This window comes from Bradyrhizobium sp. (assembly GCF_049519115.1).
Taxonomy (GTDB): domain Bacteria; phylum Pseudomonadota; class Alphaproteobacteria; order Rhizobiales; family Xanthobacteraceae; genus Bradyrhizobium.
This window is the reverse complement of the sequence record NZ_JBEKRB010000095.1, coordinates 1-13,883: the sequence shown is the minus strand read 5'-3', so window position 1 is coordinate 13,883 and position 13,883 is coordinate 1. Positions and strand designations below refer to the sequence as shown.

Sequence of the window (13,883 nt, the reverse complement as noted above, 5' to 3'; positions counted from 1 at the left end):
ACTCGGCGCGCGAGGTCGCAGAGCGGTCGGCCAGGGAGGCGTTGATAGAAGCAGTCAAGACGGGGGACACGGCTCCGGATTGCATTCAGGTTACCGATGGCGAGGGTCGCGAGGTGGCGACCGTTTTCCTCGAGAATTTGCTCGACGGCTGATGGGCAACCAAAACATCTGGGCGTCCTCTCGATCGACGGTCGGCTCCGAGTGGCACTCGATTTGCTTTACTAAGGCCTATGCCCCGGTATTACTTCAAACTGGTCGATGGTCATTTGGTCACCAATTACGGTGTTCATGATCTCGATGGCGAAATAGCCGCTCAGATCGCCGCGATTGAGCTTGCGCGTTCAATCCGCGAGGAAAGACCAGAACTTGTCGGTAAGCGCTATTCCGTCTCTGTAACTGATGAGTTCGGGGGCGATGTATGCATCATCCCGATCGAGACACCCTTAACCGGCTAGTCGGCGAGGCCAAAAAGTGCTTCTGCGTAGTCATAGGATTATCGGGTACGACGTGCAGCGCATGATGTTCGATTTCACGATGCTAACGCCGGATGCCAAGACAGTCGGCTGCTCCATCAGTAGCGCGGCGATGGACCGGCTGATCGGCAAAAGCGGCTGCATGCCGAATGAGCGCGAAGCGCTATTTTCCGAACTGCGCGTCAAGATCGAGGAGATTGCATCTAGCATCTACGATCTAGAAAACCCGAGCCACGTATACATTTTCTCGAAGCATGTTGAGGTTGCGATTGGGACGAGGGGACGAGGCGGTAAGCCATAACACCACGTTCATGAACGACCCCGATGGCCGATATGTTTTGGCAGCGGGGTAACCCGCCTGCCTAGCGCGGCGGGGAAGCCTGTGCGTCAAGATAGCAGGCGCGGTACATGGTCGTCAGCTCGTCGCCGCGCAGGAAGATCAGCTGCGGTTTCAATCCCCCGCGCGCGGCGATCCAGCGCCGCACCAGGGACGGATACATCAAATACAGTGTTCGCGTCGCGCCGGGATTGGTAACCTCGCGGCCGTTAGCGTCCAAGTCGTACGCCGCGTGGAAACCGAAATTAGCGCGCGACGTCACACAAATCTTGTCCCGCGGAACCATGCCGAGAACGATCGTGCACGCCGAGGCGCAATAGCCGTCGATGATGACCGTCTCGCCCGAAGTCCGCAGACTGTGATATTTATCGAGGTAGGTTCCGATCCGGCCGCCGCGATCATCGGCAATCCGGACTACCGCATAACTCGCGCGTACACCTACTAAGAGTAGAGCCGCAGCCAGCAAAACCGCAAATTTCATATCCCGCCCTGATCCTAACTCGTCCCATCGGCAGGGATTGTAGTTACGGACGGACGGACGTCTATCCGGGAAACTACGCCTCTCTGTCGTCCGGGTGACCGAGCTAAGCAGGTCTATGCGAAGAGGATACTGCAGGCTCGATAAATCAAATCGTTTGGAAAGGCTCCCGGTGCGATCTTCGAAATGAGCGGAGCGGAGTTCCGCAAAGCGTGGCGAGGTTTAGGCGGCAGCGTGTTGGCGTGCTTCGACTCAACGATTATCGCAACGCGCAAGCTATTTGCCGCTTTGACCAAGCTCACTTTCGCCGACTACATCGGATTCAACGGCAAAGTGCTTGGAAAATATCCTAACAACAGAGCCACGAAGTGTCGGCCCTTCGTCGAAGAGGCGCGAGGCCGTCTGTTCGACCTTTTGTCTGAAAGCGAGAAACTGCACCATGCGTTCGCTGCTTTCCGTCCCCTTCATCCCCGCGAGCTCGTCCAAAGCGGCGTCGCTGATTTGACACAGTACGACTTGGTTGTCGTTCAGCATCGAAAACCGGAAGGCTCGTCGGTCTTCGTCGTGTCCTTCGATTCCATGGCTAATCAGCGGCACGGACTGTACTCCCCGCGGACTGGCACCACCCCTCGCCTGAGGGTGCATCAGCTCGCTCCGCAGATCAACAGCTTCGGGGGCCAGCCTCCCCGCTATTCCGGCTGCCGAGCTTCTCGCCCCGGTTGAGTCCATCAGAGCCGCGCGAAAGATTCAGCATTTACTCGGGCCGAGCTGCCGCTGGCTCCTGTGAAAGGATCAGCTCAACCGCTCGCCAAGTTTGGGCGCGATCATTTCAACCAGGTGCTTTTTTGTGCGCTAGGTTATTGACCCGGTGTAGATGCGCGATTTTACGAATGAGTTTGTTGATCTCGATCGCGACGCGCCGGTTGTGCGGATGGAGTGATCGCCTTGCCACCAGATGGCGACGGGTTTCGAGGAGGTCAAGCTTTGTTCTCAGGATCGGGTCACCTTAGTTCACTGCATTCTAAAATCCGAGAAGTGCCAGCCCAATCCAGCTTATTGCAAACAGGGAAGCTGCAACGGCTGCAAGCGAAACTGAAAACTTAACGATTGTGCCAATCATGCTGCCTGACGGCGTTGCCGTGGTGAGTTCGGATGGGGAAAAATATCGGTGAGAGGACGATAGCGCGTGAAATTGGCGGCGCAATGAAGGTCGCCTGTTAAGCTGAATGCCGCCGCTGCGGGTTAATTCGGGAACTGACAAACAAAAAAGTCCGTTCCGATGAAGTAGGCTTCCGGGTCCTTGACGAAGGCGCGCCACGGCGGGCGGCCGCAATATGCTCGATAGTTTCCTGCGTTCTGCTCGAGCTTTGGTTTCTAAAGACCGCGCCAATGGTCCGTCATCTGCTGATGTCGCCCGCTGACGTCCCTTGATCGACGCCGAACTTCTGCAAAGCGAGTTCAGCTGCGCCACTCTTTCTCTTAGCGAGAGAAGCTCTGACATCTTCTGTCGCAAATTGGCTTTTGAACGGCGCCTCCTGTCATTTCTGTGCGTGGAGACGGGACGACTTTGCTGCTTCTTGCTCATACTCAACTAACCCACAACGTCTACGGCATGTGGCACACTGCCCCGCGAACCTCTCCCTCGTCAGGCTGATCGGAGATAGTCATCAACGATGAGCGTATTGCCGTTCCCGACAACGTAAGATTCTACTGGCGAGTCCGTTCGGGCCCAACTGAGTGCAACGATCCATCCAATGACGGTCCACCCGAGGAAAAAGTTTAGAAACTCAATCGACCGGGTCTCTGGATGGGACCGCTGATAAGCGACAGACATTGGAACTAAGTAGAGCCAGCTTAAGATCAAAATTATTAGATCAATCATTTGATCCTCCCCCAAAAAAATCCCCAGGCGGAGTTAGAAGAAATACCGAGAACCGGCAAAGCAGGCTGAACTATGACGGTTCAAAAGTGAACAGAGCGCCCGCTGAAGCTAAAGTCAGCGATGCTGGCCCACGGCGATCTCGTCGCGCTTGTCCTCGACGAAGGCGCGGGCTACGGCGGGCGTTAGGTCAAGTTGTTTGCGGATCATCGGATGCGTCTGGCTTCCCGCCGTCTTGAATTTCATTCTGCTGATCGGTGGCAGTCGCTAACCTGACCATCTTAACGTCTCGAAACGGCTCAGCACTTTCGGCTGCTGCATCGTATGCAGTTTTTTCGTTCGATCGTGCCATGCGGACCTTCAGTATGGGCGGCAGGTCGTTTCCGTACCGGTCCTTCGACACTAAATCGTCCCAGTGAGACTTCACCCAATCGCGACACAATTCATCGGCATCGCCTTGCCATTTCGTCTGGAAAACCAGCTTCGGCTTACCATCGATTTCGAGAGTGAATGTTGAAGGAGAAAAACTCAAGATCTGTACTTCTCCTCACGCTGCCCGAGTGCCCATCCGTTGCCGGCGCAAAGTTTGACAGGAGAGCCGCACCGCGATTGCCGCATCGCCCATGATTCCGCCGATCGTGCGCCGAGGGAAGCCGCTAGGGGTTGGGGCTCTGGTGATGTGACCTACGAAAAACGGCGGGGATTAAAGCTGGACGGCCCCACAATCGGTTGCTTATTACCGATAAGTCGCAAAAATTGTGCTTTTCCTGCAACTCCAAGCCACAAAACAATGGGCCCATCGATGTGGGCATGAACTTTTACCATGTCGAACTCTTACGTCCCCAACTGAAACACTCCGTTTCTGTGCTGGGGGAAATCCAATGCGCTACACGAAGCTTCTTTTGACCACGGCGATCGTCTCGCTCGGGCTATCGGGCATGGCCTCGGCGGCTGATCTACCTGCTCGGACCTATACCAAAGCGCCCGAGTACGTTCAGGCCGCCTACGACTGGAGTGGCTTCTACATCGGTATCAACGGTGGCGGCGCGACCAGCAGGTTTGATTGGAATGCCGATGGCTTCGGCGACGAAGGCAGCCATAACGCGACGGGCGGTACCGTCGGCGGACAACTCGGCTACCGCTGGCAGATGTCGTCCTGGGTGTTCGGCCTGGAAGCGCAGGGCAACTGGGCTGACTTCAAGGGCAGCAATCTTAGCCAGCAATTCGCCGGCCAGACCAACACGAGCAAGATTGACGCCTTCGGCCTGTTCACGGGTCAGATCGGCTACGCCTGGGATCGCACGCTGCTTTACGTGAAGGGCGGTGCTGCAGTCACCGACAACAAGTACACGGCTAACTCGACGCTCCCGCCGCTCGTTGGGATCGACACTGCGAGAGAAACCCGCTGGGGTGCAACGGTCGGCGTCGGCATCGAATACGCCTTTGCCCCGGGTTGGTCGCTAGGCTTCGAATACGACCACCTGTTTATGGGTAACAACGACGTAAATTCAGCCACCGGCTTCCTCATCGCCGACCATATCAAGGAAGACGTCGATCTCTTCACTGTGCGCGTGAACTACAAGTTCGGCGGACCGGTGGTCGCACGGTACTAAATAATCCGAAGTTTGATCTAAGGGCCCCGGCATCTTCCCTAGGGATTGGGCCAGTTGAGGGACTACCGCCGCTGATCGACGGCGTGAAAAGCGACGAGTTTTTTGTGGTGGGCCGCTGGGCGCGGTCCAACAGTAGCGCGCACGGCTACGACGATAGCTAACACAGTGAGCAGTGCGCTCACTATTGGGTATCTTTGCACGCTCGTCGTGATTCAGTGCGACAGCTCGTACTTCCGCATTTCCTGTAAGCGAGCCAGGCAATACTCACGATAAACATTTTCAATGAACGCCCACATGACCGAACCCCACTGTTGGTCGTGTTCGGAAGGATAGGCCCAGCTCTGTTTCGGGATTGTTTCGTGGCCATCGGATAATGGTTTCTGGAAGGCAATACTGCATGCGCGAAGGGGGCTATTCCGCCGCCATCTTGCTTTGCGGCCTGACGCTATAGCGAGAGGACGGCCCCGAGGGTCCTCCGAAGATGAGCGACCGAACGGGGCCCCAATTTTGGAAAGCTTATCAGCACCGCGTCGGAAGCTTCGCGAACGTCCCCGACCGTCTTCAACCCGTAGATCCTCAGAAATGTTTGAATGCGCGTGGGAAGGCGGACCCGATCAAGTGGGATATTGTCGGGAAGCTCCGGTGTTGGATCGAGTAGCTCGGCTGCTTTTTCCTGCATAGCGTGGCGTTATCTCGGCTTCGCCTTCAGTCGCGTCGTCGATCATACGGCAAATTGCGAATCGCAATCTCGTCCAGTCCCGCTGTTGTAACCGTCGGGACCTCGTCCTTCATTTCTGATACACCCAGATCGATCAGTGTTTGCAGATCATTCGGGGCGATCGGGCTGAACTTCAGGGCGCTTCCCTATGATGCCCCTGAGTCAAATTACTCATCGGCAGCTTTATCAACAGGGAGGTAGGCGTGCGTTGTTCAGGCTACGCGGCTCTAAGTGATTCACGGCGCTTCAGCCGCTCCAAGCGGGTCCGAACGTCATTTGCCTCGGCAATTTGCACAGGTGTGAGCTGTCCGAGAACCTCGCGAACCAGGTTCAGTGAGCGTTCCGCAAGTTTCAAGATTTCGTCGTCATTAATCATGCGAATAGTCCCCGATCTGGACTGAGCAGCTTAAATCCCAGGATGTGTCTAACGCGGGACGCTGAAACAGTTTGTGAATCGGGAAGATCGCGCTATCGCGATCGTTAATTAGACGAGAGCGCCTTGGGTAGAATTTTAATTAACACGCCTGACTCATCGCCGCTTGAGTACGCCTGATCCCGCATCTGAAGAAACATCGCCTTCACGTCGGAAAGCCGCAGTTTTTTCTCTCGCAGTCCCTGCTGCTCTCTGAGCACGCGTAGTTGACGCAAGGCGATCTCGTCCTGCTTGTATCGGTCATCCTTGACGGCAAAGTAAGCCTTCAGGTCCTTGACGAAGCCGCGGGCTACGGAGGGCGGGAGATCGAGCGGCTCGCATTACAGCAGCCGTCAGCGGGGAAGCCCCGCTCGATGTGGGCGAGCGGGGCTATTTGCGGAGGATCACGCTGGGGGAACAGCGCCTGCGAATTTAAACACCGGTTGGCAACAAGCGACTGACCAAAATTCACTCAATTCACATAATCCACAGGCGGGCAAGGTGATTAGGTCAGGATACGTGCCATAAAGCACGGCAGCTGCGGCCACGTCGAAACGTAAGTCAAAGAGTACGGCCGCCTCGGTGGGCGGCTCTCACATTGAACCGTATCACGCGGACAGGTCTGCGCCCGCCTGCGTGAACCGGATGAAGGTCCCGGACTCATGCTTCACGATCCAGTCGCGGTTTGTCGGATTCACGCGTGATACTTCATCCGCTCGAATAGCTCCCTGACATCATCGAGCCGCAACTTCTTCTCGTGGGGAGCCTGATAGTCCAGAAGGGTCCGAAGTTGCCGGACGGCTATGGCGTCGCGACGGCTTTTGTTATCCTCGGCGAAATACGCCTGCATGTCCTCGACGAATTCGCGGGCGACAGCCGGCGGCATCTCCTCGTTAGTCTTCATCCGCTCACTCCACGCTGCGCCGCCCGGATCGTCTGACGGTCGCGTTCGCAATCCAACGAAATCGGGACGGCTCCTCTTACCATGTCGCTCTTCACACTCGCCACAATAGAGCGCGCTGTGGATGCTGTGTACAGGCCGCTCACGCGGCCAACTCACCAGAGCGAGGTCCACCATCTGCGTGTGGTTGCAGTAGCGGCATTGCACCTCTAGCAGCTCATAGCCGCCGTGAAGGGCATCGGCAATTGACGGTGAGGGGTTGTCGGGGACGCCAAGCAACAGGCGCGTTGACCAGAGTTCGCAATCCAGCCGGTGGGCTTCAGCAAGCGCCCGAAAAGCCAAGCGGTGATGACCTTCATCACCCCACTCAAGCGCGGCCTCGGCTTCGCGCACAAGGCGGTCACGCGCCTGCTCGGCCTTGCGGAGTTCGTTTACATAGTGCCGCTGGTCGCCGCCGGACTGCGGCATATAAAGGATATGGGCGTTCATGGGCACTCACGATTCAGTCGATTTGCGGTCAAGGAAAGGCGCTTAGACGGAGAACCAAGGCGACTTTAAGTCAAGTCGTTGGTCAAGATGAGCCCACCATCGAGCCTAGCGGGCATCTCGGGAAGATAGGTAACGGTGCGGGTTGTCTGAGCGACAGCGGGTCAGGGCTGGCATGCCCCATGATTCCGCCGATCAGGCGCGGAGGGAAGCCGCTGGGGGTTGGGGATGGTTGAGATTGGCGCGTACGAGTTGCGCAGAGGTTCACTGCGAGGTGATCTTGACCGTGCCCTTCAGCAGTTTGCGGCTTTCCCTGCGAAAGCCGTGGGCGTCTCGCGGTCCCTAAGTGACGGACATCACCTCGCCGGCTTCTTCGTCCGCCCAGAGGAAGTCTGTTATTTCTTTGCCATCCAACGTTACCGTTGTGCTGTAATAGTACGGCGACCCGCTGGTGATCTTCATCAGACTCGCCCGTCGGCTGCTCTGGACTTTCTTATAGGCAAATCCAACCGCAAACCTGAGGTCGAGGGCAATACCGCACGCGCGAAAGCCGCGGGTGAGGCGCTTCGCAAAAAAGGGGCCCGCCATTCGCGACGGGCGCCAAGTCTAGGGAGGTTACCGCCGTGAGACGGCAGGCAATTTTGGCCGATTCGCTTGAGGGAAGATGTTGCCCAACTCCCACAGTAGCGGGGAAAGTGTGTCGGCGCTGCTTCCGCATCAGTGATATTCACTTTGACGGCTGACCCTTTGGAGTCGCTTTGCGGGGAGCTTTTGGGGTTTTTGGCGGGGCCAAAAAGCGATTGAAACAAGCTAGCCGCTCGTCCTGTTCTTTCAGAAACCTGCAGTCGGCGGCCAGCTTAGCAACTGGCGGCTTTGGCTTCGGATCAGGGGCGAAGATGCCATCGTAACAATCGAGCCGCTCTTTGTACCCGTCTTCAATGGAGAGGCAAAGTTGCGATCTCTCAATATCTGTCGGCGCTTGGGCATTTGAAGCGAGATACGATCGAGTTGCATCGAGTATTAATGAGTCAAGGGGCTTGGGAGGATCGACGTGCTCCACGGGAGATCTGTCCGACTCATTCAGCGACGGGGGGGATTCCTTCTGCACGGCCGGCGCGGATGTGCTTTGCTCAAGTCTGCTAATTCCGATCACAACCAGCGACGCGACAATCCCAAATACAATAACGAGCGTGATGGTCGCGACAATTGCCCGGCTAGGCCGGAAGAGACGATTCACTGGACGGGGCAACGCGGGAACGTCTTCATCATTCTCCGGCGGAGACCACTCACTGTCGGCACGAGGATCGCTCACTTTTTTGCCTTCAGCCCAAGCTCGACCAGTCGGCGGATGGCTTCGGGCCTCGACGGAAACGGCTGTTTCTGTTTGGCAATCCATTCGTCCAGGCCAGCCAACATCGGCGGATGCATGCGCACAACCACAGGCTCGCCTTTGCCCGTGGCAGGCGGGCCGCGTCTTTTTTGTGGAATCACGGTTTGCTTTTTCATGATTCCTTGATATCACAATGGCAGCCCGACGGGAAGTTGGAAGCTAGCCCGTCGGGCCTAACCCGAACCAGCAAGAGGTCAATCCAAATGGATCAGGCTGACAACGTGCATAGCACGCCCCCCTAAACTCGTCCTCAATTCAGGACCTCGCCAGCAACGTAATCAAATTTCCCTTCGGCGTTCCGCGCAACGAGTTTTCGCGCAAGGCAAAGCGCGAGCGGCGTTCATTCATCGCGCCGGATAGTGGATATGTCGTAATTCCACCGACCGACGACGAGCACGAGGCCAAAACAAGCCGAACGAGACGCCATTCGCGCGGCAAAACGACAGGCGAGGGAAGCCGCGCGACCAGCCTAGAGGCCGGTCACTGCGATAAACTCGGACCTTCGCAAAGACCGTCGGGAAGATTGGCGGCATGCCGACCGGGTGACGGGGTATTGGCGGGCACGCCTCGACTGGAACAGCGCACTTAGTTGTGCTCATCGTAGGGCGCGGCAGACAGCGCTAAATTCCCGGCGGCTGATAATAATGAAAGCCGCTGGAAGTTGGTCGATACGTGGCGCGAGGCGGTTGTAAAGCAGTTGCTTAAGCCGTCGCGCGATCTTGCCGCGATTATCCGGAAGCGCGCGAAGCTTGCCAGCAGAGAATTCGCTCAACTGCCAACCAATGCCAAGCGTATCGAACGTGCAGTCGCCGATGACGTTGCATGGTTGGCGGCGCACCCGACCAAACTACGGGCAACAAGGAAGCGATAACTCGTCGCCGCGAATTCAAGGAGGCCATGCGCCGGCGCATCCGGGAAATCGCCGCGTCGCTCAATCTTTCCGACGAGCAGATCGAGCCTACCCTGAAGCTCAAGCACGAAGTGATTGGCCGGTTCTGCGAGGCGCACGGCGTCAGTATCGGATGGCTACTTGAAGGCATTGAGCCGATGTTTAAGGTATGGCCTACGTCGTGAAGCGCCGGCGCCGATCGGTCAGAAAGCGCAACCGGCAGCGGCTGGCCGCTCATTCCAATAGGCTACCGCGGTGAGAACAGGGGCGGTCTCCTTTTTCGGTAGAGGGCCACCGCGGATTGTGGAAAGCTCCCGGTGACAGTGCGAGCCACGAATCATGCCAGATGAGATCGACGAAGAAATTAGGAAAGTTTTGCGCGAGCCTTTGAAAGCTATGCCTGGGATTATTCGGTCTGGGCTTTTCAAACCGGGCGCCAGTGCGTCCTACCGATTGGGGTGGACCAGCCTCGCCATTAAACTCCTCAACGAGTTCGCCACTCCTGAAGTTTTGGCTATCCTTCGAGATGCCATCCCGGAGCTGGAGAAAATTCGCAATGAACATCGATCGGAGCATTTGAGCAGCACCGCCGCTGAATATCTTCTATTCATTGCGACCAAGGTGGCTTGACGAAGCGTCGGGGCGCCGATCGATCCGGAAGCAACCGGCAGCGCTTGGCAACACACGCCAGGAGGCTGGAACGATGATCAGTTGCGGGGGGCCTCGAAGCCCCCCGCTTTCTATTGCGACAGGTAAGCTTCAGCTAAATGCGCAAAAAAGATACTGACGCTCGTAAACGCGATAAGCCCGATGAACAACTCGAACATGGAAATACCCAACAATGGAACACGAATTAACAATTCGTTACGTCGCTGCGGATCATGGCTTCATTTAGCCAGAGCGAGGCCAGTAAATCGTTTGTCGGAAACCTGTGGCCGCGGCGACACGCTGCTTGAGCTCAATCTAGCAGTCCCGGGCGGCGAGCATCAGTGAACTAGATCACACAACGCTTCCGAAGCTGAACCCCAGCTGGGTAACGGACCGTCAACTTAGTTGCTGTATGTTTCTGGCATCGCGATTGAGCGCCGCGAACCTTTCTGGACGTACCTGACACGACCCGCCGGACCAACCCCGGCGGGTTTTGCTTGCGAGGCCCTACCTGAGCGCCTTAAGCTGTGGTCGGCCGGTAAAAGGGAGTGCGGACGTGGCGACAGGAACGGTGAAGTGGTTCAACGGCCAAAAGGGCTTTGGCTTTATTCAACCCGATGGCGGCGGCAAAGATGTGTTCGTCCATATCTCGGCCGTCGAGAAGGCTGGCCTTAGCGGCCTCAATGAAGGTGCCAAGGTCAGCTACGATATCGTCAGCGACCGCGGAAAGGAATCTGCGGGAAATTTGAAAGTGAAGTGACGGCCCCGACAGTCGCTGGGCCCGCCAACTTGACTGGTGTGAGCAGCACGCATCAAAGCCGATCGCAGCAGCCACGTCCAAAAGCGGACTTGCCTTTCAACGAGTGAGTTTTCGAAAGCAATTGCCGATAATTCCTGACGTTGCACAATATTGTCGGCTAACTTCGGTCGTCGTCTTAGATGATTATCGGCCAGATCATGCTATTCAAAGCTCAGCCAACATGAACCAGTTTCTGCCCAGTCGCCGCGTGCGATCCATCAAGGTGACTGTGCGGGTATCTAGGGAAGACACTCCGATCACAGCGCCGCCCAGCACAAAAACGGCTCGCCGTTGCCAGCGCTCGGAAGCAGCGGACCGCGTCAAGGCTGGCGCTCGGTTGCATAAGCCGAATATATCTACTTTCTACGCCACCACCGAGGTCGATCGGGTGCCCGGCAAAGCCGGACACCGCAGGCGACGTTGATAGTCGCGCGCTACTCGGTGAGGCCTGCCAGCCGCAATCCCTTCAGCACCCGCTCCATCTTGCTGTTGAATGCGGCCGTTCCGACCATGGGTCCGAAGTTATTCAGCGCCGTTTTCGGCCACAGCTTCATGTAGTGGTCCAGTGCGTCGCGTGCTTCCTGTTCGCGGCCAACTAGCGCGTAAGCCGAAGCCAGATACGCCGCGGGATGCCCGGTATTGGGCGCCTCAAGAGTTGCGCGCGACAAATAGTCGATCGCTTTCATATCCTGGCCTTGCATCAGATAGACAAGACCCTCTCCCTGATACCAGCTCCAGCGCAGTCGCGAGTCAGGCGCAATCCGGTCGGCTTCCTGAAATTCCGCCAGCGCCTCGTCGAGCTGACCGAGCATCAGACGATTGTATCCGATCTCCTTATGGAGAAACGGGTACGCCGGAAAGTTCCGAGCGGCTTCGCTGCATACGTCGACCGCAACCTCGAATCGCCGCATCGCGCGAAGGATATGGCACTGCGCGCCGCGCACGCCCATACTGTCCGGCGCGATACGAGCGGCGCTCTGCAGCGTTTGATCGGCCGCATGCAGATCGTTTGCCACATCGTCCGACCAATGATTCAGGACCCCGGTCGTGAGCGCGCGGGTTAAACGGGTCAGCGCCGCAACATTGTTCGGATCTAGCTCCACCGCCCACTGCCCGAGTGCGCGCGCAGCCTGGTAGTCCTCGCGCGAGATCACATCAATTTTCTCGGCAATGTGCGTTAGCTTTTCCGCCATTTCGATGTTCGCACCGGTCTGTTCGACCCGCGCCGAATGCGCGAAATAGGCCCCCAGCAACGTTGCGAAACAGATAAGGACGGTGGCAGCGATCACAGCCGCAGTCGCCCGCGGCACAACGACGCGACGCGATGCCGGCACAGCAGCTGCGAACGCCTGCAAATGACCGTCGAGCGCTTCCGCCCCCGGCGGTTGCGGGGCCGGCAACCTGCCGTTGCCGTCGTTGGCCTTGGGCGCGTCCACGGCGTCCGGTGCCTCGGAGGCGTCGCGGCCCTCCCGCACTTCGCCAACAAAGCGGACGCCCTTGCGCGGCAGGGTCTTGATCAGGCGCTGCTCGTTTCCGCTGTCGCCAATCGCTTTGCGCACGGTGTTGATGCGCGTGCTGAGCGCCGATTCCGAGACGATCCGCCCGTCCCAGATCTGTTCCATGATTTCGTCCCGGCTGACAACCTGCTCGCGGTGACGGACCAGATGCAAGAGAAGGTCGAATGCCTGTGGCTCCATAGCGATCACGCTTGCGCCACAGCGCAACTCTCGCCGACCCGGATCGAGGATGAATTTGTCAAAAAAATAAAGCAAATTCAGAGACTCCCGTATCTGAACGGTCATCCGACGCGCGCCAGGCGCTGGCTCGCCCAAACTAAAATAATGAATTTCTTGACCAAAAAATAAGGTCACCTGAAGGCGCCGCGTCAAGCCTTAAGGCACGCTCTGGCTGTGAATCGGAAGCGGCCCCCGGCAGCGCCGGATGAGCCTCGACTTGGTTAAAGCGGAACAAGGAGCCCACAGTGACAGCCATCGCCTATGCATTGTCGCGCGCCGTTGACGCAGCTAGTGAAAACGAGGGCCTAAGGCTCATCGCCATCCTTTGCGGAATTGGCCTTTTTGTGTCGCTGACCTTGTTGACCTATGGGCTTGATCTTAGCCCGGGGTTCTTTTGACCAGCGCTAGCGGCCAACGACGCCGCGCGCGTGTCTCTCGAGAATCATACGACTAACGAGTGGTCGACCGCTTCGCAAACTAGCAGCTCTCGAGAAGAGGCAGACATTCCGGCGAAATTCGGGACAGTTGTCAGCTTCGGTTCATGAGCGCGTCGCTTTGAGCGCCTGCGCCATCACTTCCGATCTACAACCCATCAACGGACATCGACGCACCGACGCGATTTCGGGCCTGCGGAAACCCATCGCCATCCAGGCGGCGATCAGCTTCAACATGAACTTGCCGGAGTAACTGCTGTAATTCGGCAGATCATCGGCAAGCTCGACGCCGACGCGCCGCTCTTTTGTCATCAGCCGGATTTCAAGTGGCGGCGCGCTTCCCGGAAAGCGGTTCCGGTAAATCGACAGCCAGTGCCCTTTGGTGACGTCGAGGAACATCGCCGAATTGCAGCACGTGGCAATGACCCGCCGGGTCGGCGACTCCGGCTTGAGCCGATGCTCTTGGAGATGCTCCTGCCCCGTCACGCATTGCACGCGATCCTTTCGATATAGGACGTAGGCTGTTCCACTGTCGGGATCGAGCACGGGCGGCGCGGAAGCTAGCTCCTCGAACCGGCGTCCGGCTTCCTGGCAGCTCGTGCAATAGCAAGCGCCGGTCAGAATCGGCGGACCGATCACCTCGAATTTCACCTTGTCGCATTGGCATATCGCGGAGAGGTGTTGGTGCTG

16 protein-coding genes are annotated in these 13,883 nt (G+C 57.5%); 8 read left to right on the top strand and 8 right to left on the bottom strand.

Translation table 11 applies throughout. The features are described 5' to 3' along the window. From ABSE61_RS33960 to ABSE61_RS33950, 3 genes are all read left to right on the top strand, one after another. On the top strand, positions 1 to 152 hold a 152-nt coding region (locus tag ABSE61_RS33960), incomplete at its 5' end, for a DUF6894 family protein (protein WP_423875554.1). 78 nt (positions 153 to 230) lie between these two features. After that, positions 231 to 455 carry a DUF6894 family protein gene (locus ABSE61_RS33955; protein ID WP_423875553.1) on the top strand — a complete coding sequence of 75 codons (225 nt, stop codon included), beginning with the start codon at positions 231 to 233 and terminating at the stop codon, positions 453 to 455. Between the two features lie 61 nt (positions 456 to 516). Then, positions 517 to 774 carry a DUF1488 family protein gene (locus tag ABSE61_RS33950; RefSeq protein ID WP_423875552.1) on the top strand — a complete coding sequence of 86 codons (258 nt, stop codon included), beginning with the start codon at positions 517 to 519 and terminating at the stop codon, positions 772 to 774. Between the two features lie 61 nt (positions 775 to 835). Here the strand turns inward: ABSE61_RS33950 and ABSE61_RS33945 are convergent, their stop codons facing one another. The 4 genes from ABSE61_RS33945 to ABSE61_RS33930 form a co-directional block, all read right to left on the bottom strand. Then, on the bottom strand, positions 836 to 1,291 hold the full coding sequence (locus tag ABSE61_RS33945) for a hypothetical protein (RefSeq protein ID WP_423875551.1): 456 nt from the start codon (positions 1,289 to 1,291) through the stop codon (positions 836 to 838). A 273-nt stretch (positions 1,292 to 1,564) separates the two neighbouring features. Then, entirely contained in the window at positions 1,565 to 1,885 is a 321-nt protein-coding gene (locus ABSE61_RS33940) for a DUF1488 family protein (RefSeq protein ID WP_423875550.1), read from the bottom strand. A gap of 1,048 nt (positions 1,886 to 2,933) precedes the next feature. After that, positions 2,934 to 3,170, bottom strand: coding sequence for a superinfection immunity protein (locus ABSE61_RS33935; RefSeq protein WP_423875549.1), 237 nt, complete (start codon positions 3,168 to 3,170; stop codon positions 2,934 to 2,936). Between the two features lie 187 nt (positions 3,171 to 3,357). Beyond that, entirely contained in the window at positions 3,358 to 3,699 is a 342-nt protein-coding gene (locus ABSE61_RS33930; protein WP_423875548.1) for a hypothetical protein, read from the bottom strand. A 349-nt stretch (positions 3,700 to 4,048) separates the two neighbouring features. On the opposite strand from ABSE61_RS33930, the gene ABSE61_RS33925 reads away from it, so the two are divergent. Then, entirely contained in the window at positions 4,049 to 4,780 is a 732-nt protein-coding gene (locus ABSE61_RS33925) for an outer membrane protein (RefSeq protein WP_423875547.1), read from the top strand. A gap of 1,824 nt (positions 4,781 to 6,604) precedes the next feature. Here the strand turns inward: ABSE61_RS33925 and ABSE61_RS33920 are convergent. After that, positions 6,605 to 7,300: a hypothetical protein gene (locus ABSE61_RS33920; RefSeq protein WP_423875546.1), complete on the bottom strand. Its 696-nt coding sequence runs from the start codon at positions 7,298 to 7,300 to the stop codon at positions 6,605 to 6,607. A 1,305-nt stretch (positions 7,301 to 8,605) separates the two neighbouring features. Beyond that, positions 8,606 to 8,803 (bottom strand): ribbon-helix-helix domain-containing protein, encoded by a 198-nt coding sequence (locus ABSE61_RS33915; protein WP_423875545.1) that lies wholly within the window; start codon positions 8,801 to 8,803, stop codon positions 8,606 to 8,608. Positions 8,804 to 9,509: 706 nt separating this feature from the next. Between ABSE61_RS33915 and ABSE61_RS33910 the strand changes: the two genes are divergently transcribed. The 3 genes from ABSE61_RS33910 to ABSE61_RS33900 all read left to right on the top strand — a co-directional run bounded on the left by ABSE61_RS33910 (position 9,510) and on the right by ABSE61_RS33900 (position 10,984). Then, positions 9,510 to 9,761 carry a hypothetical protein gene (locus tag ABSE61_RS33910; protein WP_423875544.1) on the top strand — a complete coding sequence of 84 codons (252 nt, stop codon included), beginning with the start codon at positions 9,510 to 9,512 and terminating at the stop codon, positions 9,759 to 9,761. A gap of 154 nt (positions 9,762 to 9,915) precedes the next feature. After that, complete coding sequence (locus ABSE61_RS33905; protein ID WP_423875543.1) at positions 9,916 to 10,206, top strand: hypothetical protein; 291 nt, start codon at positions 9,916 to 9,918, stop codon at positions 10,204 to 10,206. Between the two features lie 574 nt (positions 10,207 to 10,780). Then, positions 10,781 to 10,984 carry a cold-shock protein gene (locus tag ABSE61_RS33900; RefSeq protein ID WP_423875542.1) on the top strand — a complete coding sequence of 68 codons (204 nt, stop codon included), beginning with the start codon at positions 10,781 to 10,783 and terminating at the stop codon, positions 10,982 to 10,984. A gap of 473 nt (positions 10,985 to 11,457) precedes the next feature. On the opposite strand, the gene ABSE61_RS33895 is transcribed toward ABSE61_RS33900, so the two are convergent. Beyond that, on the bottom strand, positions 11,458 to 12,795 hold the full coding sequence (locus ABSE61_RS33895) for a winged helix-turn-helix domain-containing protein (RefSeq protein ID WP_423875541.1): 1,338 nt from the start codon (positions 12,793 to 12,795) through the stop codon (positions 11,458 to 11,460). A gap of 209 nt (positions 12,796 to 13,004) precedes the next feature. On the opposite strand from ABSE61_RS33895, the gene ABSE61_RS33890 reads away from it, so the two are divergent. Then, positions 13,005 to 13,157, top strand: coding sequence for a hypothetical protein (locus ABSE61_RS33890; protein ID WP_423875540.1), 153 nt, complete (start codon positions 13,005 to 13,007; stop codon positions 13,155 to 13,157). 141 nt (positions 13,158 to 13,298) lie between these two features. Here ABSE61_RS33890 and ABSE61_RS33885 read toward each other — a convergent pair. Beyond that, positions 13,299 to 13,883: GFA family protein (locus ABSE61_RS33885; protein ID WP_423875539.1), on the bottom strand; the 585-nt coding region annotated here is incomplete at its 5' end.

Excerpts from the sequence above, each read along its gene's own strand:
- ABSE61_RS33955 (WP_423875553.1), top strand. The coding sequence starts at position 231 with ATGCCCCGGTATTACTTCAAACTGGTCGATGGTCATTTGGTCACCAAT.
- ABSE61_RS33950 (WP_423875552.1), top strand. The coding sequence starts at position 517 with ATGATGTTCGATTTCACGATGCTAACGCCGGATGCCAAGACAGTCGGC.
- ABSE61_RS33945 (WP_423875551.1), bottom strand. The coding sequence starts at position 1,291 with ATGAAATTTGCGGTTTTGCTGGCTGCGGCTCTACTCTTAGTAGGTGTA.
- ABSE61_RS33935 (WP_423875549.1), bottom strand. The coding sequence starts at position 3,170 with ATGATTGATCTAATAATTTTGATCTTAAGCTGGCTCTACTTAGTTCCA.
- ABSE61_RS33925 (WP_423875547.1), top strand. The coding sequence starts at position 4,049 with ATGCGCTACACGAAGCTTCTTTTGACCACGGCGATCGTCTCGCTCGGG.
- ABSE61_RS33920 (WP_423875546.1), bottom strand. The coding sequence starts at position 7,300 with ATGAACGCCCATATCCTTTATATGCCGCAGTCCGGCGGCGACCAGCGG.
- ABSE61_RS33915 (WP_423875545.1), bottom strand. The coding sequence starts at position 8,803 with ATGAAAAAGCAAACCGTGATTCCACAAAAAAGACGCGGCCCGCCTGCC.
- ABSE61_RS33910 (WP_423875544.1), top strand. The coding sequence starts at position 9,510 with ATGGTTGGCGGCGCACCCGACCAAACTACGGGCAACAAGGAAGCGATA.
- ABSE61_RS33905 (WP_423875543.1), top strand. The coding sequence starts at position 9,916 with ATGCCAGATGAGATCGACGAAGAAATTAGGAAAGTTTTGCGCGAGCCT.